We start from the raw sequence: 21,244 nt of genomic DNA, 5'->3' as shown, positions 1-21,244 counted from the left end.
AACTGTAATGTCAGATTATCAGCCGATTATACCTATCGGTCCCAAAAACGGGGTGTTGACAAAAATGCCGGATATGTGGATGATGTTGCAACCTTTCCCGGCTTCGGGCTTTTGTCAATTTGCGGTTTTGAGGCTTTAGCCACCGAAAGGACCATTGATCAACCTTTGGCTCAGTTTTTTAGCTAATAACCAAAAGGGGATTGCTTATGAATCGGGAAATAGACGATCAGCTGGAAATTATCTTGTTGCGTAAAATCATAAAGGGCTCCAATACACAGGTATTTGCATTGGATCTGGACTGGAATTACATTTTCTTTAATCATGCACATTTGGAGTTGGTGAAGCGGATGACTGGAAAGGCAATCGTGGAGGGCGATCATTATCCGGATCTTGTTTCCTCCCACACCAATAACCATCCGGAGGTGACCGGCATGCTTCAACAAGTATTGGAATTAGGCAGGTGTAAGTATTTGCTCAGTCTTAATGAGTCCGGAACAACCACTTATTACGAGGTATCTTATGAGTTGATCAGTGATGCCGACAGGCTCCCTGTTGTAATTGTCGCTTCACTTACTGATAAGACTACAACCATTAGACAAAATCAGGAACTCGCTGACAAGACCCAGTTCCTACAGGGATTGCTGGAAAACTTACCGGTAGTTTTATATAAACTTAAAGACGATGGTACCATAACGCTGGCCGATGGGGCCGGTTTGTCCGGACTGGGTATCGAAGGGGGCGACCTCGTAGGAAAGAATGCTTTTGAACTGTTTCCTAACCTTACGATGCGCCTCGTTCAGGCATTTTCGGCAAATGGATCCCGTTTCGTGGCACCCGCAAGGATGAATGGAAATGTAGTATTTTTCGATAACATCATTTTTACGGAACTTGCAGGGGCAAACGGTGAGGCGCTGGGTTTTGCTGTTGATGTTACGCCATATAAACTTTCTGAGAAGGAGGTGTTGAAACATCAGGTTGAAATCCAGCAGCAAACAGAGCATCTCAAATCGCTCAATGCATTTAAGGATAAGATTCTTGCAATTATCTCACATGATTTAAGAGCGCCGATAGCCTCATTAATGACACTGCTACCAGTCATCGACGAGCTGAATCCTCAGGACATCAGGTCGTTGAAAATGGATGCTATGGAACAGCTGGAGGAGGTTAGCGGATTGCTGGATAACCTGCTGCACTGGGCAATGAATTCATTCAGCAAAAACCTGAGGCGCCAAAGTGTTGCGGTAGACCTGAGCAAGCTGGCAGAAGGGAATATCCACCTCTTCGGAAAACAGGCAGGGGCGAAGAGGATCAGCCTGATCAACCAGGTAATTCCGGGGCTGGCAGCATTTGCCGATTGGGATCAGATCAACATCGTCATACGCAACCTTCTGGCTAATGCGATTAAATTTACCCCTGAAGGCGGCAGCATCGAACTCAGCAGTTTTTCATTTGATGGTTATGTTGCATTTTCGGTGAAGGACAGTGGTATCGGCATGAGCAGTCAGCAACTGGACCAGCTATTCTCACACCAGAGCCTGAGCACCTGCGGCACCGGAGGGGAGAAGGGTACGGGGCTCGGCCTATTGTTGTCAAAAGAGTATGTCGAGGCTTGTGGAGGCCAGATCAGTGCGATCAGCACTCCGGGAAAAGGTAGCACTTTCACGATATTGCTGCCACTTTTTGAAGGCTGATCAATGCGCTGAACTCAACTGAGCTTTAATCATAAGAGCCCAACTATGACCATACAGGTTTCATTTTATCTTTAAACAGGGACTTGAATTTGTCCAGCTTGGGGTGAATGACTGCTTCGCAGTAGCCCTGGTCCGGATTATTCGTATAATAATGCTGATGGTAGGCTTCGGCCTTGAAGAAGGCAGACAGCGGTTGGATTTCCGTCACAATTGGCTCATCAAAATGACCGGATATTTCTTTTAGTACCTTCTCGGCACTCGCTTTTTGTGTATCATTACGGGAAAAGATGACACTTCTATACTGTGTGCCGAAGTCTGCGCCCTGTTTATTTAATGTTGTGGGGTTATGGGTGCTCATGTGGATCCTCAGCAGGTCTTCATAGGAGATGACGGAAGGATCAAAGGTCACCTGTACAACTTCTGCATGCCCGGTAATGCCGGAAGAGACCTCGCGGTAAGTAGGATTGATGTTTTGTCCTCCACTATACCCACTCTCTACATTGAATACCCCCTGGACTTGTTCAAATACAGCTTCGGTACACCAGAAACATCCGCCACCAAATGTTGCTTTTTCATATTTGGTGTCTATTTTTTTGAGTGACACGGCATTCATGCAATAACGCAGTCCGCCTGGCCCCGGCCCATCAGGAAATACATGTCCCAGGTGGGCGTCACAGGTATTGCACAAGGCTTCAATTCTCCTCATGCCATAGCTCGTATCACTATGGTAAGCAATTGCATTTTCCGCAACTGGTTGGGTAAAAGAAGGCCATCCGGTGCCGGATTCAAATTTCTCCTGTCCATCAAACAATAGTGTACCGCAGCAGACACATGCATAGAGTCCTGGTTCAAATAAGCTACACATCTCCGAGCTGTGCGCACGCTCAGTACCCTTGAGCCTGGTGACGCGGTATTCCTCTTCCGAGAGCTGCGCACGCCATTCTTCGTCAGATTTAACTACTTTTTTTTCTGGTTCAGGGTTTCCCTGGTTGGCAAATTTAATGACATCAATATATTTTAGCATCTTTATCCATATTTAGTGTATGATAACCGATAATTATTGTACCAAAATTTTCAAAGACGCCACCAATTCCTTAAAACCACTGGCGCTGAGCGTTGTTGTTTATAAAAAGACAAAGTAATGAAAGAAGAGCAGAAAAACGAAGGTAAAAGGAAGGAAAACAAACCAGAGGGCAGCACGGCGTTTCAACCTCAGGGGCCCCGGGATGGATTTGACAATACAGGGACACAGGGGTACGACTCATTAAAGGACGACGGATATATAGGTTCCGCGCCCGGAAGTGATACACATGAGGATGGTACGGGAAGTTCATCAGAAGATTTTCATCCGGCGCCGGGAAAGACAGGTTCAGATCAGCAGCAGTCTGAAAGCGCCGACAAATAATGATATGGAAACAATGAAACCAATGATCAGCATCGAATATTGTCCCAGGTGTGGGTGGTTGCTTAGGGCCGCTTACATGGCTCAGGAGCTTCTGACTACCTTTACGGACGATGTTGGAGGTGTGACGTTAATCCCCAGTGAGAAAAGCGGGACTTACGTGGTGTGCATTAATGGGGTACCTGTATTTGACCGCAAGATAAAGGGTCATTTTCCTGAGCCGAAAGAATTAAAGCAGTTGGTAAGGGACATCATCAGTCCGATGAAAAATCTGGGGCATTCAGACCGCTAAATACGAAGCTTTTTGTATTTTTGCGCCTTGATGATCCCTCATTTTTTTCCGATTTAAGTATGCCGAATTCCGTAAACGCCATTATCAAAAGAGAGGTCAAGCTCCTATTTCAATTGAAAAAGACTGAGCGTTTGTGGCACATTCCACTGTTGGCTTCGCTATGTACCGGATTACCATTGCTGATTGGTTATGTTCTGGATAGGCTGGATTACGGCATATTGGCTTGTATTGGTGGATTGGTAATTTTATACCTTCCATCAACCAAACTGGAGCACCGGATGGTCACCCTGCTGATGTGCGCCTTTGGATTTATGTTCAGTTATGGCGTTGGGATCTCATTTAGTTTTCATCCTGTAGTTTCGGCTGTCGTGCTGGGGCTTTTTACATTTGGTGTGAACTGGTTAAGTAACTATTTTAGGTTGCGGCCGCCCGGCAGCTTTTTCTTCATCATGCTTGCCTCAATGGGAAGCTGTATGCCGTTTGACCTGATGCTGATCCCCACCAGGATTGGTTTGATTGGTGTAGGAACCATCATTGCAAGCATTTTTGCCTTATTGTACAGCCTTTACATTACCCGGAAATATCCCGATAAACTGCAGGGCGAGCCGCTTAAAAAGCGGAATTATACGAACATTACAGAATCACTGATTATTGGATTGTTTATCTCCGTTACACTTATTATCGGGCGTATATTTCATTTTGATAACCCTTACTGGCTGCCCATTTCCTGCTTGGCGATCATGCAGGGCGTGAGTCTCACACATGTCTGGCAGCGCGGATTTCACCGGATATTGGGTACACTTATCGGTCTGGGATTAACCTGGTTATTACTGCTGATGCAGTTCCCGCCCTTGGGAATCTGTTGCTGCATATTGTGTCTGCAGTTTATTGTAGAGATGCTGATTGTGCGTCATTATGCGCTGACGGTAATCTTCCTGACGCCGATGACAATTTTCCTGGCCGAAATAGGAAATGCAATGCATGCCAATCCCAATAAGTTGATTTCCATTAGATTGTTGGATATCGTGGTGGGTAGTTTGATTGGTGTAGCTGGTGGCTGGTTGTTACATCACCAGCAGCTTCATCTCCGTGCAGAGCGTCAAATCAGGAAAACCAGAGTAGCTATTCTCAGAAAATAATGTCCTAATACCGAAGGAATGATGAAAACAGAAGATTTCGCAGATATCCTTTACTTAAAATCAGGTAACGCAGATCAGGTTGCCGCCTACGAAACGCTTTCCAGATATCAGATTTTTGAATTGCTCTCAGCCTTCGATCCTTTACTTGCGGGTACAGTTCCTATCGGATTGAATGTTGAGGGGAGCGACCTGGACATCCTGTGTTATGCACAAGAGGAGGAATTTTTTATAGCTGTCCTGAATTCTTCATTCTCCCAATTTCGCGGTTTTCATATGCGACAGCCCAACATTAATGGCAAACGCTGCATAGTGGCAGGTTTTTATGCCGATGACTGGGCAATAGAAATTTTCGGTCAGGATGTTCCTTCAAGATCACAGTATGGCTTTCGGCATCTGTTGATTGAAGCAAAAATCCTCGAAGAGCAAGGGACATCATTTCGGCAGGAATTGATTAAGCTAAGAAGATCCGGTTATAAAACGGAACCTGCTTTCTGCAGTTTGCTAGGCTTAAAAGGAGATCCCTATAGTGCCTTGCTGGAGTACGGTTGCCGGTTTGGAATTTAGTTGCGACCAAGGGCAATCGTTAATTTCTCTTTTGATGCATTAAGTGCACATTAATTTGTGCTCAGGCGCAATTGGTAAGTCGGATTGCCATTGACAATACCATTTGAGACTAGGGTGCTTAGCAGATTTGAGCCGAACTGAAGTTTACAGAGATGCGGTAGTTTCTTGAATGAGAATTTTCAAACTCGGCTAAAAAGATACAATTGTTTTGATTATTAAAATCTTTTTTGCACTTTCATTTCTGTTATACGTTAAAATGACATTTAATACCAAATATAAACCAATACTTCAAACGGGATAAGATCAGGCAAGGACAGTTCAGGGAGTGTAAGATTGAATTTTCTTTTTCTGATTTAGTTTCATTAAATCGTTTTATTAGTGCAGAAAGCAATATTGTAATCCTCCAAAATAACCCTTGATTTTTATCATACCTACTTCTGTAGGTTGTTGCAGGTGTATATTGGAAAGCAATCTTTATTGATCTAAGAGATGAGAATTATTCAGCCATACATAGACACAGATAAACCAAAATTCATATGATTCGTAAATTTATAATGCTATCGTCGCTTTGTCTTGGCATTGTTACAGTACGGGGGCAACAGGAGAAGGCGCCATCGTATCCCTTGATTACACATGATCCCTACTTCAGCATCTGGTCCGGTACGGACCAACTTAATGGAAGCGTCACCACACACTGGACTGGGGTAAACCAATCGCTGCTTGGGGTAGTCCAGGTAGATGGCAAGTCTTATCGTTTCATGGGGGCAGAGGAAAAGCTTTACCGTACCCTGCTGCCAGCCGCGGATGAAAAACGATATGACTTCACCTATACCGAGCAGCAGCCTGCTGCTGACTGGCAGGGAGTAGATTTCAATCCAACTGGCTGGAACAGTGACGCTGCGCCGTTTGGCAATCTGAATGAGGGTGCGGTGACAGGCTGGAGCAGCAGAAATATCTGGGTGAGGAGAAACTTTCAGCTGGAAGTAATCCCTGCGACAATGTATCTAAAGATCAGTCACGATGACAATGTAGTTGCTTATATCAATGGCATTGAAGTATTCAAAAGAAAAGGCTATACTGATCACAGTTATATTTATATTCCTATCAAAGGAGCGGCGCTGGCGAATTTAAAAAAATCAGGTAATGTGCTGGCGATCCATGTGGCCAATACTGCCGGTGGGCAGTGGCTGGACGCTGGCCTGGTGACAGATGTACCAGCCAGTGCAAAAGCGCCTCTGATGGCGCAGCAGAAGAGCGTAAGCATTAAGGCAACGCAAACAGACTACACCTTTAAATGCGGAGTTGTAGATCTTAAGGTGACCTTCACATCACCTTTGTTGCTGAATGATCTTGAATTGGTTTCGAGGCCTGTATCTTATGTTAGTTATCAGGTAAAGTCTAACGATCAGCAGTCGCACAATGTACGTGTATTGTTTAGTGTTTCTTCCGATGTGGCCGCCAACCATTCCACACAGGAGGTGCAGGCTGGAGTTCCCGTCATTAAGGGGTTAAACGTGTTGAATGCCGGGACCACTGCGCAGCCTGTTTTGAAGAAAAAGGGTGATAACCTGCGTATTGACTGGGGCTATGTTTATGTGGCTGCACCAGCAACACAGCAAAATGTGCAATACATCAGTACCGCGGCTAATACGTTGAACCAATTTTATGTAGCAAAAAAAACACTGCCAAAGGCGCTGAGGGGACAGAAGCTCAATTTAAATACCGTATTGAATTTCGGCGCGGTGGGTAAAACTGCAAAAAGTCAGTATGTAATGCTGGCCTATGATGACCAGGAATCCATTGAATATTTTGGTACGCCATTAAAGGCTTACTGGAACAGTGAGGGGAACAGGTCATTTGCCTCATTGCTGGAACAGTCGGCCGCAGAGTACGGATCTATCCTTAAGAAATGTAATACATTTGATTCGGAAATGTATAATGATGCATTGAAGGCTGGTGGTAAACATTATGCAGGTTTATGTGCAATTGCCTATCGGCAGGCCACATCAGCACATAAGCTGGTGAAAAGTCCGAAGGGAGAACTGCTGTTTATGTCAAAAGAGAACTTCAGTAATGGTTCTATCTATACCGTTGATGTGACGTATCCATCAGCACCATTGTTCCTCAACTACAACCCGGAGCTGGTGAAAGGCTTGCTGAACGGGATTTTTGAGTACAGTGAAAGCGGTCGCTGGAAGAAACCATTTGCTGCGCACGATCTTGGTACCTATCCTTCGGCAAATGGACAGACTTATGGTGAAGACATGCCGGTGGAGGAATCGGGCAATATGCTTATCCTTACCGCTGCCATCGCAAAGGCGGAGGGCAATGCAGCCTATGCGAAACAACATTGGGAGACGCTCAGCACCTGGGCGAAATACCTCAGCAAGGAAGGTTTTGATCCCGCCAATCAACTCTGTACTGATGATTTCGCAGGCCATCTAGCACGGAATACCAACCTGTCTGTGAAAGCCATCGTTGCGCTTGGCGCGTATGGATCTATGGCCAGGATGTTGGGGTATACTGATGTTGCCGATGAGTATACAAAAATGGCTAAAGGCATGGCTTCGAAGTGGATGGATATGGCAGATGATGGCGATCACTACGCCCTGACCTTCGATAAAAAAGGCACCTGGAGCCAGAAGTATAACCTGGTATGGGATAAGCTGTTGCTTCTGGATTTATTTCCAGCAAGTGTTTATGAAAAGGAAATCAGATATTATCTGGGCAAACAAAATACTTACGGGCTTCCTTTGGACAGTCGCCGGGACTATACCAAGTCTGACTGGGTGCTCTGGACATCCGTGTTGGCGAACAGCAGTGCTGATTTCGAAGCACTAGTGGATCCTATATACCGGTATGCGGTAGAAACTTCCTCACGTGTACCGATCAGTGACTGGCACGAAACAAAAACAGCAAAAATGAGTGGCTTCCAGGCCCGTAGTGTAGTTGGCGGATATTTCATCAAGCTACTGGAAACTAATTGGAAGGCCATTCAGGCACAGAAATAACATGTAACATGTCTCTCCCGGATCCTGGGTATCAACTGATATCCAGGATTACTTTTTAAAAAGGTTTAAGTTATGAAATTAAAGATATACGGAATATTCGTACTGATGATGATGGGTTTAGGGTCAATGGCGCAAGATCGTCAATTCTTTAACCCACCGGCGCCATTGTTTAAAGACCCTGTTACGGATGGCGCAGCGGATCCCGTAGTGATTTACAATCGCCAGGAGAAGAGCTGGTGGATGCTGTATACACAACGAAGAGCGAATGCAGAAACACCGGATGTATCCTATTGTTATGGTAATGATATTGCTATTGCCTCTTCCAAAGACCATGGTAAAACATGGGCCTACCGTGGGGTGCTCGACCTGAATTTCGGACCCGGTAAAAATACGTTCTGGGCACCTGATATTGTGTATGAGAAGGGAGTTTATCATATGTTTGTAGTGTATATTGAAGGGGTATATTCGAACTGGAACGGAAACGCGAGGCTTGCCCATTATACCAGTAAAAATTTGTGGGACTGGAAGTTCATTGGCTTTCTAAAATCTCCGGACCATAACATCATTGACGCTACGTTATTGAAACTGCCGGATGGGAAATGGCACATCTGGTATAAGGGAAGCGGGAGTGTAACGATGACCGGGGAAAGCGCTGACTTGAAACACTGGAGCTTCTCTGATGTTCCTGTGATCGGAAAGCCTGAGCATGAAGGACCGAAAGCATTTCAATTTGCCGGACATTATTGGATGCTGACAGATGAATGGAAGGGGATGAGGGTACATCGCTCTGACGACGCAAGAACATGGGATCGGCAAGGGATGGTGTTGGATAAAGCATCAGGGCGTAGAGAAGATGGACCGAATGGCGCGCATGGCGATGTCGTGGTTGTGGGCGACAAAGCCTATATTTTTTATTTTACTCATCCAGGAAGGAAAAGTCACCTTGAGGCACCTGCAGATAGAAATGGCTATATTCCTTTTGAATTGCGAAGATCATCTATACAGGTTGCAGAACTTATATTTAAAGACGGCACCCTGGTATGTGACCGTGACCGGCCTTTCGATTTTTATTTGCCTGACTTGTAATGAGATCGGTTCTGTTTATCTGAGAATTTTTTGTTGCAAAAGGTCTCGATTATAAAATTATAAGTTTAAACGTTTATTTGACGTATTTAGCCTACTAAATCGATTTTTAATTGTCAGACTTACATTTATAAGTATATTGATTTTTTTTCAAAAAACCGCATTTAAATATATTTAAATGCGGTTTTTTTTGCGATTTGGAGCAAGCAGGTAAAATATTTTACAAAATAAAATAAAATAAATTTGGTAAATCGTTTTAATTATTTAATTTAGTATAGCTAACGCAAACAAACCAAATATAAACCAAAACAAATTAATAAAATATGGGCGTAAACCTCTACTTCACAAGTTAAAATTCACAACACCTACTTCCCGTTAAGTCATTGTAAAACAGTTGTTAATGCTATTTTATCGGGCTTTTTTGCGAAAATTCTATCCGTCAGATTTTGATGCAGTGGAGTGGTATGTCCCAAATTTATCCTGTCAGGTATCTGTTTTTACGCGCTTTTATAAAAACCAAATTATAAACACAATTCACCATATGAACAGGGATCTAAAATCTACACGAAGACAATAGGGCATTTGAAAGGTTTTAACACTATGAAAAAGCATTTTTTTTGTGTTGCTAAATGCTATTAGTTTAAATTCTGCTCATTACTCCCGATCGGGGGATTTCTGGTTTCCGAGATATATAACTAAAGAATATGCGTATATTATTACTAACAGGTTTCTTTTCATTTATGCTGTTCGGCAATTCGCTGAATGCACATGTTTATCTTAGTCGTGGCTCTGCATTTCCGCATGGAGCCTTTCAGCAGGATACAAGCAAAAAGGATCTTTCCGCCAAGGATGTTCAGGACACTACGAAGAAGGTCCCGGCGATAAGGAAGAAAGATTCGATAGTTTTTCATAAGCAGGCATTGTCTGCTGTTAAGTCTCCAGATCAACTCGCCCAATTTCCAGCTGTTTCCTTGCAGCAATCTCTTAAAGGCCAGGTTCCAGGCTTATATATTAAAGAATCGACAGGTGAACCTGGAAGCATACAGCAAATGTATATCCGGGGAATCAGTATGCCTCAGTTCAGCAAACGTGATGTATACCAGAGTCAGCCATTGGTGGTACTCGATGGTGTCCCTTTAATTTCCGATGAACACCCTTTTGCATTTGACATTCAGAACTACGACTATAACCGTATTGGAACAGCGACCAATTTACTTGCTGGCATCGATGTGAATAATATTGAAAAGGTAGAAGTTATGCGTGACCTGACAGGTATTGCATATTATGGCCCGAAGGCAGCAAATGGGGTGATTGTGCTGACCTCCAAGCAGGCGGGCATCCAGCGTAAGATCAGCTTCAATTCCTATTTTGGTTTGGTACAGAAGCCAAGCATTACCACCATCAATGGTGAGTACGAGAATAATTTCCGCAAGCAGTTCTACGACCTGTATACGGTGAACGGAAGTTACAATGGCGATGATGTTTATCCTTTATATCTAAGTGATTCCCTGAATACTGCCTATTATGGTCCGTCCAACTGGACCAACAGCTATTACAGAAATGCCATGATCCATGGCATAAACGCTGACATTTCAGGCGGTTCCGACCGGGCTAATTTTCGTTTTGGCATTGGTAATGTAAAGAATCAAGGAATAGCCGATAAAACAGGATTTGAGCGTTACAGTGCAATGTTCAATGTGATGATCAAACCATTACAGTGGCTGACCTTCTCTGCAACCGTCAATGGAAACAGATTAGATCGGGACCGGAACAGGAATCTGCGCGACCGCTTCGCGATGATGTCTTACCTGCCTGATCTGAGTTCTCCGCTGGCACCAAATGATATCAACTATAGTGCTTATGTAGCGAAATTTGAGAATGGTTTTGATGATAACTTCAATAATACCGTGCAGGGACAGGGGCAGCTGGTTGCCAGCCTGGGTAAATTTAGCATCATTTCCAGAGTTTCTGTAGATTTTAACGAGGCATACCGGGATTTATTCTATCCGCGCACTTTAATGGAGGAGAATAGTTTCGCCTCCAATTATTATGGTTTTAACCAGCGTGCTGTTTTTGACAACCTCGTCGTTTTTAACCATAAAATCAATACGCGCCATGTGATGCGGTTTGAGGCCGGGCAATCCATCCAGTGGGATTCTCACAAATATAATTATGCTTATGCCTATAAAGGAGTAAATGATTTCATTAAACTGAATCTCCTGGAGTCAGATCCAAATAATGGAAATTACCTGAATCCTTTGGCTTTCCCGAAACAGCTTGTTTATCGGTTCCTGGACAGGACTAAACAAAATCTGGTTTCGTATTATGCAAAAGGGGAATATAAACTGGATGATAAATATACTGCCTCGCTTTTGCTGCGCGCCGATGCATCTTCGAATTCACAACCTACAGAGCGATGGCTGTTTACTCCATCGTTATCGTTGGGCTGGGATGTTAAAAAAGAGTTTCTTGAAAGCAACACGCTGGTTTCCACCTTTGGTGTCAGGATAGGGGCAGGAAGACTCGGACGCCTGAATGCTTATGATAACTACGCACAAGGTCCTCAGTATACTGCGGATATTGGTTACACAGGGAACGTCACGGTTCCGGGATATAACTCTATTGCCGTATTGACAAGGCCATATAATTTCGGTTGGGTAGGTTATGGAATTCCATGGGCTTATACTGACCAGCTGAATATTGGATTTGACCTGGGTTTTATGAAAGACAGGTTCAGGGCTGGACTGGAGCTTTATACTAAAAATGATAAAAACCAGTTGTTGGGCATTCCGGCATTCGCAGAATATGGCTATAGCCAGTCTTTCGAGGCAGGTATGGACGTACAGAACACGGGGTTGGATGTGATATTAAGTGCTGATGTTCTGCAGAAAAATAAAATAGGCTTATCATGGACAAGTACGTTAAATTTCAATTTTAATAAAAATCAGTTGAAGGCACTGCCGGGCGGGCGCGATGAACTGATAGTCAATGGACGTCTGTTGAAGGTGGGTGAATCCGTTGACCGTTACTGGCTGCTGACGAATAATGGCATCTATAAGGCCGACAGGGATGTACCTCAGCAGGGAGGTATCTATAAACGCTATAATGGAATCGATTTTAGTGGTGGCGATCCAAATTGGGCAGACGTGAATAATGACAATGTGATCAATAATTCTGATAAATCGCTGATGGGTAACATTTTTCCGAAGGTGGCGGGTGGTTTCAATAACCAGTTTGGATATGGCAACTGGACTTTGGGACTGGATTTATATTTCAACTTGGGTAGGGAGATCCTTAATCAGGATATGGCCAACCGCTTTGACTTCATCAATAGAGAGGGGATGTCTACGATGTCTTCAGTAAAAGAAATTACTTTCTGGGAGAAACGTGGCGATTATAGTAAATACCCATTATACAACCCATGGAGTTCTGTAATTCCGTATCGTGTGGATCAGGATCTGTTTCTGGAAAACGGCTCGTTTTTGAAACTGCGTACGTTGTCGCTTGGATACGACCTGAGTGCGTTCCTGAAAAATAAAAAATCTGCCATAGAGCGCATCTATATCTACGGATCAGCACATAACCTTTTTACAATAACGCCCTACAGTGGGCAGGATCCTGAATTGGTGGACTACACGGGGGTCGATACAGGTTACGGTCAGCCTATTCCAAGGACATACACGCTTGGGGTAAGGGTTAATCTTTAATTACGACAATGGACATTTTGAGTTTTAACATGAATAACATGATAAGAAATAGCATAGCAGGATTATTAATCATTATCGCCTTGGGTAACACAGGCTGTAAGAAGGTCCTTGACATTGACTCCTCGCGTGCCGTCGGTGAGAAGAACATGTGGAATAAACTGGAAGATACACGTGGTGCCTTGATGGGAATTTACGGGCTAACCCGTTCGGCTATGGCTGATAACAATTCATTTTGGATCTATGGAGACGTACGTTCAGGAGATTTTGTGAGCCCTGTGCGTCAGGATCTGCGTGCGGTGATCGGCAATCAACTGAATGCCTCGTATCCCGTTTTGGATGGCATGTCGAACTGGAGAAGGTGGTATGCTGTAATTAACTCTGCGAACATCTTTTTAGAGCGTGTAGGCGATGTAAAAGCTGCGGATCCGCGGTATACAGAAAACAACATGACCGTAGATATCGCACAAGCCCGTTTCTTACGTGCTTTTGCGTACTTCTACATGGTTAGAATCTGGGGAGATGTCCCTTTCATTATCAGCTCTCATGACGGACAGTTTGAGAACAAGAGAAGAGAAGATCAGAGTAGGGTACTTGCCTGGGCTGAACAGGAAATACTTGCCGCTGCTGCGGATTTGCCTTATAAGTACAGTGCAAATGACATTCAGCAGCCGGGAAATTACTATAACGAAAATGAAACCCGATGGGCAGGAGCTCTGGCACGTAAGCTGAGTGCCTACGCAGTTCTGGCACACATCGCAGCTTGGCAGGGGAATTATCCGGACGTGGCAACATATACCAAATTTGTGCTCGACAATTATGGTAAGGGTGCCCAGGGATATCTCAGCACAGACGATCTTGCACGTCCCGGCGGTTTCTTCTACGAGAAAAAGTACAATCATATGCTGGGATTTAACTTTGACTATGGTCATGCCGATGGATATTTCACAGGCCATATTGAGGAGCTGACACTGGCTGCCCCGATAGTGAACAAGTCTGTTCCAGATATCTATATGACAAAGGATTCTATTCTTTCCATCTTTAATGAGGTGAAAGACGAACGTTTTAGCCTGGACACACTTGGTCGTCCAAGCACAGAGCGTTACTTTGCCAACTTCAACGGAAAGTACCCCATCTTCAGTAAAATAAAGGTAATTACCAGTGGTTCAACAGACCCTACCTTTAGATTTTTTTCCAGTGCAATAGTTTTCACGAGGCTCGAAGACATTACGCTGCTTCGCGCAGAGGCCCTTGCAGTCCTTGGTGAAAAACAGGGGGCTATAGATAACCTGAACATCATTCGTGAATTGAGAAAATTGGACCGCTATGATGAGACCATCAATGGCAACCTGGTTGATCAGATTTTTCGTGAACGCCGACGTGAACTGATGGGAGAAGGGCACCGCTGGTACGACATGATACGCTATCAGCGCATTCGTCAACTGAATCCCCAGTTTCTGCAATTGATCAACAATGGTGGTATTTACTGGCCTATTGCTCAGGACAATCTTAATCAGAATGGATTATTAACACAAAACTCATATTGGAAATAATTAGGGAGCACATGAAAAAGTTACATTTTTATATCGTCGCGATGTTTTTTGCCGCAGTTGTTTCCTCCTGTACAAAGGATGGAGGGGCATATGATCCGACGACCATCGACAAGGAGTTTAAAGGAACTACATACGAGTATCTGAAAAGCAAACCAGGAATTTATGATTCCCTTTTGAAGGCCATCGACAGGATCGGCGCACAAAGCATTCTGACAGACAGCTCAGTGACGCTTTTTGCCGTGACAAACCCTGGCTTTCAGGTCGCACTTACGAACTTGAATAACCTCTATGCTTTGTCTGACAAGCCGGCAAAGTCAATTTCTACCCTATCTATGGAGCAATTGGATACAATGGTTACCCAATATATCATTCGTGGCCGTTTTGATGCAGATACGCTGCGGCAGCAACAGGACGGATTATTTATGACCTCGGCAAAATCCGGTTACCCTATGCATGCAAGCCTTCAAAAAGCAACGGCATCGGGCTCCACGGGTGGTGGTCCTGAATACATCCTGATCAGTGATACCAAGCGCAGTCAGTTTAACAGGGATTGGGTAGGTACTACTACATCGTCTATCAATATTAAAACCAGAAATGGGTTGGTACATGTAGTTACATCTGATCACGTTTTTGGATTTGATGATTTCATCAAACGCCTGACCTTCAATCCACCTCCACCAAACCTATTCAAAATTTACGGCGGTGTGCATACTGTGTCCCGTGAGAGTGGCGGTGGACCTAGCGGTGTAGAAGGCTCGAACAATGTCATTGATGACAATCCTGAGACAAAATTCCTTGTGGGTTGGGATCCTAAGAACGTGACCCTCACCTTCGAGCTGAATGTGGCCGCAGTAGCCGGTGCCTATACCGTTACCGCTGCAAATGATGCCATTGACAGGGATCCTGCGGATTGGAATCTACAGGGTTCTGTAAACGGAAGCAATTGGGTGACGCTTGACACGAAGGCAAATCAGTCTTTCAACGATAGGTTTGAGCAGAAAGTCATACGTTTCACCAACAGGGAGGCTTACAAATTTTACAGGCTTAATATTACAAGAAACAACGGTAGTGACGCCATGCAGATGGCCGATTGGTCGGTGAACTTAGCGAAGTAGAAACATTAGGAAATACGGATATGTATCAAAAAATATTTATGAGGAAATACCATAACAGAAGGTTGAACTGGTCGGTTTGTGCAGGTCTTTTATTGTTGCTCAGCGGCTCAGCCTGCAAAAAACTTTACAATCTTCCCGATGGAAAAGAGTATTTGAGTAATAAGATCAACTACGATAACAAAAGCATAGAGCCTATTTTGGGGCGCTGGGGATTACATGGCGGCTTTAATGCTGACAATTCCAGCTTTCCTATGAAATTTGAAATCGTCAATGCCAGATATGGGGATGGACGAAAGGTCACGGATCTGTTCCAGGTGCGACCAACTTATGTCTGGACTGCGGCCTATGACGGTGATGAGACGTCTTTGGAACAGATAGAAGCTAAGCGGAAACTCGAAGATCATCCACTGTTTGAGGTTCGTTCGTCAGGAGAATTTATGACCTGGCCAAGTGCAACTGATGACCTCGTGGAACCACGCCCATCCGATAGCAGTAAGCTGGCACAGGATGTACGATTCTTTGATCTCAAAGTATCCAATTCTGGCGGAACAATTGTACTGAAGGATTTCCAGTATATCCCGTTCAGGGAAAGACCTTATTACCCGGATAATGACATTAATCATTACACAGGAGCTGTAGCCAGAAACCCTGTGGCACCAAATGATCCGTCACAGCGTGATTACATACGTCCCAGATTGGACAACGTATTTGGTGTGACTACCAGGATCCGATTGGAAAGCAACGATAATAAAAAGGATGTCGTAGCGTATATACGGCCATTTGCCGGAGGAAACGGTCATAACCTTCGCTTCAAATTTCTGGATAAAGACAGTCTACCGATGAATCCGGCCCTGTTCAACGAAACAAAATGGAATCTTTTAGTGCATGGATTTAATATGCAAATGACAAACGAATATGTGCAATATGACGTAGCCTATCCAATTCCACTGGTGACCGGTTTGAATACCAGATGGACCAACGGTGGTAATGCACGTGCAGAATTCAGGTACTCCAGAAAGGATTTTGGAGGCGATTTAATTACCGCAATGTTCGGGTTGGATTTTAGGATATATAGAGCTGGCGACTGGGAGATTGTATTCCATTTCAGAGGTGACAATCCAAAGTTTGAAGATGAATAGTAACTACTTAACGTTTGTTTCGATGAGAAGACATTTAACAATTATAATGATTTTACTGTGCTGCTTTAGTGCTTCACAAGTGAATGCACAAACTAAAATCAGGCTAACCGGTATTGTGACGGACAATACGAACCTGGGAATCCCCGGTGCGACAATTTTTTCCGGCACGCCGCTCAAAAGTTTAACCGCTACCAACAATAAAGGAGAGTATTCCGTATCAGTAGATGATGGCGCCGAGATCGTGATCCGCTCCATCGGCTATACTGAACAGCGGATTAAGCTGAAGGCAGGACAGACGGTATTGAATGTGGTGTTAAAAGACAATGCCAAGGAGATGGATGAAGTGGTGGTACGTGGTTACGTGGCCAGGTCTAAAAAATTAACAACAGGATCGTCTAATAAAGTAGATGGAAGTGTACTTCAGGGCTCACCAAGCTCAAATGTGGAGTCTTTGCTGCAAGGTAAGGTACCGGGCCTTAACATTCAGGTGAATACAGGTGCGCCAGGCTTTCGTGGGTCCACAAGCATCAGGGGTTTATCTTCTCTTTCTGTTACCGGATCGGGAAGTGAGGCCTTCCTTCAGCCGACATCTCCATTGTATGTGATCGACGGAATTCCTTTGGACGCGGATCAGGCTTCACAGTTCGGATTTCAGCAACAAGGACCGGGAGTGAGCCCGCTATCCATGATTCCACAAGAGGACATCGAAAGCATTGAGATCCTGAAAGACGCCCAGGCTACTTCATTGTATGGGTCGAGAGCAGCCTATGGGGTGATCATCATCACTACTAAACGAGGAAATTCTCCTATCCCAAGAATTCGTTATACGTTAAACTCCTTCATGCAAAAGCCGCCTAAGTTGCGTGAAACTCTGGGTGGCAATCTGGAGCGCCAGTTAAAGCTGCGTAGGATCATCGAAAATGCAATAACACAGGGAGATATCGACCGGATTTCCGGAACAGCTTTTCTTTCCGACAGTTTGAACGCTTACTATAACAACTCTACCAACTGGCAAGGTGTTTTTTACAGAACTACCTTCAACCAGCAGCACAACCTCGCTATTGACGGTGGAGACAGTAAATTTAATTATAAGACCAACCTGAACTACTACTCAGAAAATGGGATTATCCAAAATACCGGATTTGACCGCTACAACCTGACCATGAGAATGGAATACCAGCCTAGTCCTAAGTTTCAGTTTGTGGGATCTGTATTTGGAGGTGTTGGCAAAACCAATAAGGGCGACGGGCTCGGACTTTTTCAGACAGGGGTAGCCAATAACGGTCAGGCCTCAAGCTTGCTTCCCGGGCCTTCATTCTTCCAGTCCAGCGGAGGCGTAGTTTCAGCATTGGATACAAAGAATGATAACAATGCTAGAAACCTTCGTACCAATGTCGAGGTTGCCTATTCAGCCTTCGAAGGATTCAGGGCTTCAACAAACGTTAGTTATAACTTCAACTCAAATACGGAAGATACTTTCACACCTGCCGCAGCAAATGGTCAGTTTGCAAAGGTTTATGCTTTTACAGGCCGCGATGACAGGTTGTACAACCGTAGCGCCCTGACCTACTCTAAGAGATTCTGGGGAGACAAACACGGTATCTTTGTGAATGCATTCAGCGAGGTTTACGTAGAAGGCAGACAAAGCTCCATTTCAAGACAGGAACGTACACCTAATGACCAGTTCCAGGGGCCCCTCGGATATGATGCCTACAATTCAAGAGGTGGTGGTGTATTGACCGACTATCGTAATTTTAGATCTGCGGCATTTGCTGGCGCGATTACCTATGATTTTTCTAGTAAATACGTGATGGATTTGACCTATCGTTTTGATGGAAACTCAGGTAATGGTATTGATAACCCTTATTCTAAAAATCCTTCCATTGGTTTACGCTGGAATTTCAAGGATGAAAATTGGTTTAAGGATGCTAAATGGTTGGGATCTGGGGCTTTGCGTATGACTTGGGGTAAAGTGATCAGCCCTAACTCATCATTGGTTGATATTTATGGCCGCTATAACATCAGCGGAAACTACAATGGAAATCAAGGTATTGGTATCGATTTTGGCCTGATCCCGAATCCAACATTAAAACCTACTACATCTACGACATATAACGTGGCATTTGAGGCGAGTATGTTTGATAACTTTGTTGATTTTGTTTACGAAACATATTACAAGAGTGTAGATAACATGGTGCTTGCCAGAGGCCTCTCCAACATCACGGGTTTTGGCGTATTGAAAAGCAATGATGCTGGTATTGTCAATTATGGCCATGAGTTGTCTGTCAACTTCAGACCGTTGAGAAAAGGAAAGTGGACGTTAGCCATCAACGTGAATGGGGCTTATAATAATGACGTGCTTACTAAGCTTCCTGCCGACTACAATGGTCAGATGATTCAGTTTGACGGAAGTAAGTATCTACAACACACGGTGTTCAGAGTGGGAGCCAATACGCTTTCCAATTACCTTCGTGTAAACCAGGGTGTATATTCGCGGGATACTGATGTTCCTGTGGATCCGATGACAGGGCTATTATATAGGACAAATGGAACTTTCTTTGAAGGCGGTGATCCAATCTGGAGAGATATGAATGGTGATTATATTCTTGATGGAAGGGATTATATGATCGCCGGAAACTCCCAGCCCTTGCTGGTTGGTGGTCTTGGATTTAATCTGACCTATAATGATTTCCGTCTGGATGTTTATGGATCATTTACTTCTAACCGTACTATTTTGAACAATGCACTTGCCGATCGATTGGGGCTGATGCGTGACCCATTCGGAGACCGCTCCGTAGTGCCATTGAGTGATCTTGATATGTGGTTAAGACCTGGTGATGTGGCTAAATATCCTTATGCCTATTCTTATGCACGTATCAACAGTATTGATCCTTTCCGCGCAGATCAAACCTTATGGGAAGAAAATGGTACTTATCTTAAAATCAATACCATCACTTTCTCCTATACCTTTAAGAAGCAGTTTGTAAGACGTATTGGCCTTAATAATTTGAGGGTATATGTATCCGGAGAAAACCTAAAAACCTTTACGAACTATACCGGACCGAATCCAGAAAACGTCACCAATATGGGGCGTGATGCATCAGAAGGTTATCCGGTACCCCGTAAATACAACCTTGGTTTAAATGTTGAATTTTAATTAGTGAATGATATGAAAATGCAAGCTAAAAAGGTCATTACTGCAGTGAGTTTTGCAATGGTGATGTTATGCAATTCCAGCTGTAAGGATTTTTTGAATGTTGTTCCCCGAGATCAACTGACCGGTAATAACTTTTACAAATCTAAAGAGGATGTAGAGTCCAATATTGCCAATATATATAGTACATTCTTTGAGAAGATAAATGAAACCCATTTGATGGGTGCTGCCGGCGAATACAGGTCGGGAGAAGTCTTTGTTAACCCTGAACACTTCAGAAGAAACGAAGGGATGATGGTGCAGGTTCTTGGTACCAACAATATGCTGAATGCCATTACTAATGGTGGATGGTATGAGCGGTTCCGTCTGGACCGTGCGACAAACTGGAGTACCTATTACCGTGTAATCCAGGGAGCGAATATTCTGATTGACAAGTTGCAGCAGGAAGAGGGAATACCTGGCGTAACGGAGTCTGATAAGAAGTATTATATCGCTGAGGCTACGTTCATCAGATGTTTTACTTATTTCTGGATGGTCAGGCTCTATGGTGATGTGGTGTATTACACAGCCCCTTATCAATCGGAGCCTCTGGGCCGTGAAGCAATGGTTTCTGTACTCAATAAATGCATTGAGGATATGAAATCAAAAATGAACGATATGCCATGGACGAACCCTGACCCATCTAAAAGAGGTGCGAGAGCTAGCAGAGGTGCTGCAGCAGCATTGATTATGAACATGAATATGTGGAATGCTGGTTTTGACGGTGCAGGCAGGGATAAGTACAATACAGAGGCAGCAGCGATGGGTGAGGCCCTTGTTGCCAGCAGAGCTTATAGTTTGCCTCCTCTTTCGCAGTGGGAGCAGGTAGTTAAAGGTCGTTCTCCGGAAAGTTTGTTTGAATTCTACCGGAGCATCAACTACAATGATCAGGTGGATTTGGATGCACCTATTGGTTATTTCTTTTTGAGGTGGCCTTATCTCAATCCGCGTTTTGATAATCAGGTAAGTCTTTGTTACTATGATCCCATCTATATGATGAAGATTTTTCCTGAGGATGTCGCTGATGGAAGGAAAGGTACCTTGGAGGTAAATGGTTGGTTTGGTGACACCTATGGTGGTGGAGTTTATTCCGGAGAAGAAGGTTTTGTAATGACCAAGTTTGCGCATAATATTCCTGCTGCGGGAAATGCCACGGTGAATCCAGACAATACTTTTATGATTTTCAGGTATGCTGATGCCATATTAATGGCTGCAGAAGCTTATGCAAATATTGATAAGGAAGAAGATGCACGCAGGCTGCTGGCTATGGTGAGGGTTCGTGCTGAAGCTGCTCCTTATAGTGGCGGTGGTGGTAGTGCATTGAAGGACTTTATCTTTTTAGAACGTTCTAGAGAGCT

The 21,244-nt window shown here is 44.1% G+C and carries 14 protein-coding genes; 13 read left to right on the top strand and 1 reads right to left on the bottom strand.

Annotated elements, in window-relative coordinates; genetic code table 11:
• Positions 1-206: 206 nt before the first annotated feature.
• Positions 207-1,691 (top strand): PAS domain-containing sensor histidine kinase, encoded by a 1,485-nt coding sequence (locus tag PBAL39_RS24950; protein ID WP_008246629.1) that lies wholly within the window; start codon positions 207-209, stop codon positions 1,689-1,691.
• A gap of 43 nt (positions 1,692-1,734) precedes the next feature.
• Here the strand turns inward: PBAL39_RS24950 and PBAL39_RS23810 are convergent, their stop codons facing one another.
• Positions 1,735-2,715 carry a bifunctional methionine sulfoxide reductase B/A protein gene (locus PBAL39_RS23810; protein ID WP_008246628.1) on the bottom strand — a complete coding sequence of 327 codons (981 nt, stop codon included), beginning with the start codon at positions 2,713-2,715 and terminating at the stop codon, positions 1,735-1,737.
• Between the two features lie 117 nt (positions 2,716-2,832).
• On the opposite strand from PBAL39_RS23810, the gene PBAL39_RS24945 reads away from it, so the two are divergent.
• From PBAL39_RS24945 to PBAL39_RS23755, 12 genes are all read left to right on the top strand, one after another.
• Positions 2,833-3,096, top strand: coding sequence for a hypothetical protein (locus PBAL39_RS24945; protein ID WP_008246626.1), 264 nt, complete (start codon positions 2,833-2,835; stop codon positions 3,094-3,096).
• A 4-nt stretch (positions 3,097-3,100) separates the two neighbouring features.
• Positions 3,101-3,385: a SelT/SelW/SelH family protein gene (locus PBAL39_RS23805; protein ID WP_304411963.1), complete on the top strand. Its 285-nt coding sequence runs from the start codon at positions 3,101-3,103 to the stop codon at positions 3,383-3,385.
• Positions 3,386-3,444: 59 nt separating this feature from the next.
• The gene (locus PBAL39_RS23800; RefSeq protein WP_008246624.1) at positions 3,445-4,524 is read left to right on the top strand and encodes an FUSC family protein; all 1,080 of its coding nucleotides are present in this window, start codon (positions 3,445-3,447) and stop codon (positions 4,522-4,524) included.
• An 18-nt stretch (positions 4,525-4,542) separates the two neighbouring features.
• Positions 4,543-5,088 carry a DUF4269 domain-containing protein gene (locus tag PBAL39_RS23795; RefSeq protein WP_008246623.1) on the top strand — a complete coding sequence of 182 codons (546 nt, stop codon included), beginning with the start codon at positions 4,543-4,545 and terminating at the stop codon, positions 5,086-5,088.
• A 536-nt stretch (positions 5,089-5,624) separates the two neighbouring features.
• A complete protein-coding gene (locus PBAL39_RS23790; RefSeq protein ID WP_039867630.1) occupies positions 5,625-8,099 on the top strand; it encodes a glutaminase family protein in 2,475 nt (824 codons plus the stop codon).
• A gap of 72 nt (positions 8,100-8,171) precedes the next feature.
• Entirely contained in the window at positions 8,172-9,185 is a 1,014-nt protein-coding gene (locus PBAL39_RS23785; RefSeq protein ID WP_008246621.1) for a glycosyl hydrolase, read from the top strand.
• Between the two features lie 701 nt (positions 9,186-9,886).
• Positions 9,887-12,889: a SusC/RagA family TonB-linked outer membrane protein gene (locus PBAL39_RS23780; RefSeq protein ID WP_232283009.1), complete on the top strand. Its 3,003-nt coding sequence runs from the start codon at positions 9,887-9,889 to the stop codon at positions 12,887-12,889.
• A 38-nt stretch (positions 12,890-12,927) separates the two neighbouring features.
• Positions 12,928-14,439 (top strand): RagB/SusD family nutrient uptake outer membrane protein, encoded by a 1,512-nt coding sequence (locus PBAL39_RS23775; RefSeq protein WP_039867633.1) that lies wholly within the window; start codon positions 12,928-12,930, stop codon positions 14,437-14,439.
• Positions 14,440-14,450: 11 nt separating this feature from the next.
• Positions 14,451-15,554, top strand: a complete 1,104-nt coding sequence (locus PBAL39_RS23770) for a discoidin domain-containing protein (protein ID WP_008246618.1) — start codon at positions 14,451-14,453, stop codon at positions 15,552-15,554.
• Between the two features lie 38 nt (positions 15,555-15,592).
• Entirely contained in the window at positions 15,593-16,693 is a 1,101-nt protein-coding gene (locus PBAL39_RS23765) for a DUF5007 domain-containing protein (protein WP_157274197.1), read from the top strand.
• Positions 16,694-16,739: 46 nt separating this feature from the next.
• Positions 16,740-19,850, top strand: a complete 3,111-nt coding sequence (locus PBAL39_RS23760; protein ID WP_008246616.1) for a SusC/RagA family TonB-linked outer membrane protein — start codon at positions 16,740-16,742, stop codon at positions 19,848-19,850.
• 12 nt (positions 19,851-19,862) lie between these two features.
• A partial coding sequence (locus PBAL39_RS23755) for a RagB/SusD family nutrient uptake outer membrane protein (protein WP_008246615.1) occupies positions 19,863-21,244 on the top strand: 1,382 nt, incomplete at its 3' end.

The organism is Pedobacter sp. BAL39 (assembly GCF_000170795.1).
GTDB lineage: Bacteria > Bacteroidota > Bacteroidia > Sphingobacteriales > Sphingobacteriaceae > Pedobacter.
Note: the sequence above shows the minus strand (reverse complement) of the source record. Positions and strands in the feature narration are given on the sequence as shown.

Bases quoted from the DNA above. Each gene is read 5' to 3' on its own strand.
- PBAL39_RS24950 (WP_008246629.1), top strand. From the start codon at position 207: ATGAATCGGGAAATAGACGATCAGCTGGAAATTATCTTGTTGCGTAAA.
- PBAL39_RS23810 (WP_008246628.1), bottom strand. From the start codon at position 2,715: ATGCTAAAATATATTGATGTCATTAAATTTGCCAACCAGGGAAACCCT.
- PBAL39_RS24945 (WP_008246626.1), top strand. From the start codon at position 2,833: ATGAAAGAAGAGCAGAAAAACGAAGGTAAAAGGAAGGAAAACAAACCA.
- PBAL39_RS23805 (WP_304411963.1), top strand. From the start codon at position 3,101: ATGGAAACAATGAAACCAATGATCAGCATCGAATATTGTCCCAGGTGT.
- PBAL39_RS23800 (WP_008246624.1), top strand. From the start codon at position 3,445: ATGCCGAATTCCGTAAACGCCATTATCAAAAGAGAGGTCAAGCTCCTA.
- PBAL39_RS23795 (WP_008246623.1), top strand. From the start codon at position 4,543: ATGATGAAAACAGAAGATTTCGCAGATATCCTTTACTTAAAATCAGGT.
- PBAL39_RS23790 (WP_039867630.1), top strand. From the start codon at position 5,625: ATGATTCGTAAATTTATAATGCTATCGTCGCTTTGTCTTGGCATTGTT.
- PBAL39_RS23785 (WP_008246621.1), top strand. From the start codon at position 8,172: ATGAAATTAAAGATATACGGAATATTCGTACTGATGATGATGGGTTTA.
- PBAL39_RS23780 (WP_232283009.1), top strand. From the start codon at position 9,887: ATGCGTATATTATTACTAACAGGTTTCTTTTCATTTATGCTGTTCGGC.
- PBAL39_RS23775 (WP_039867633.1), top strand. From the start codon at position 12,928: ATGATAAGAAATAGCATAGCAGGATTATTAATCATTATCGCCTTGGGT.
- PBAL39_RS23770 (WP_008246618.1), top strand. From the start codon at position 14,451: ATGAAAAAGTTACATTTTTATATCGTCGCGATGTTTTTTGCCGCAGTT.
- PBAL39_RS23765 (WP_157274197.1), top strand. From the start codon at position 15,593: ATGAGGAAATACCATAACAGAAGGTTGAACTGGTCGGTTTGTGCAGGT.
- PBAL39_RS23760 (WP_008246616.1), top strand. From the start codon at position 16,740: ATGATTTTACTGTGCTGCTTTAGTGCTTCACAAGTGAATGCACAAACT.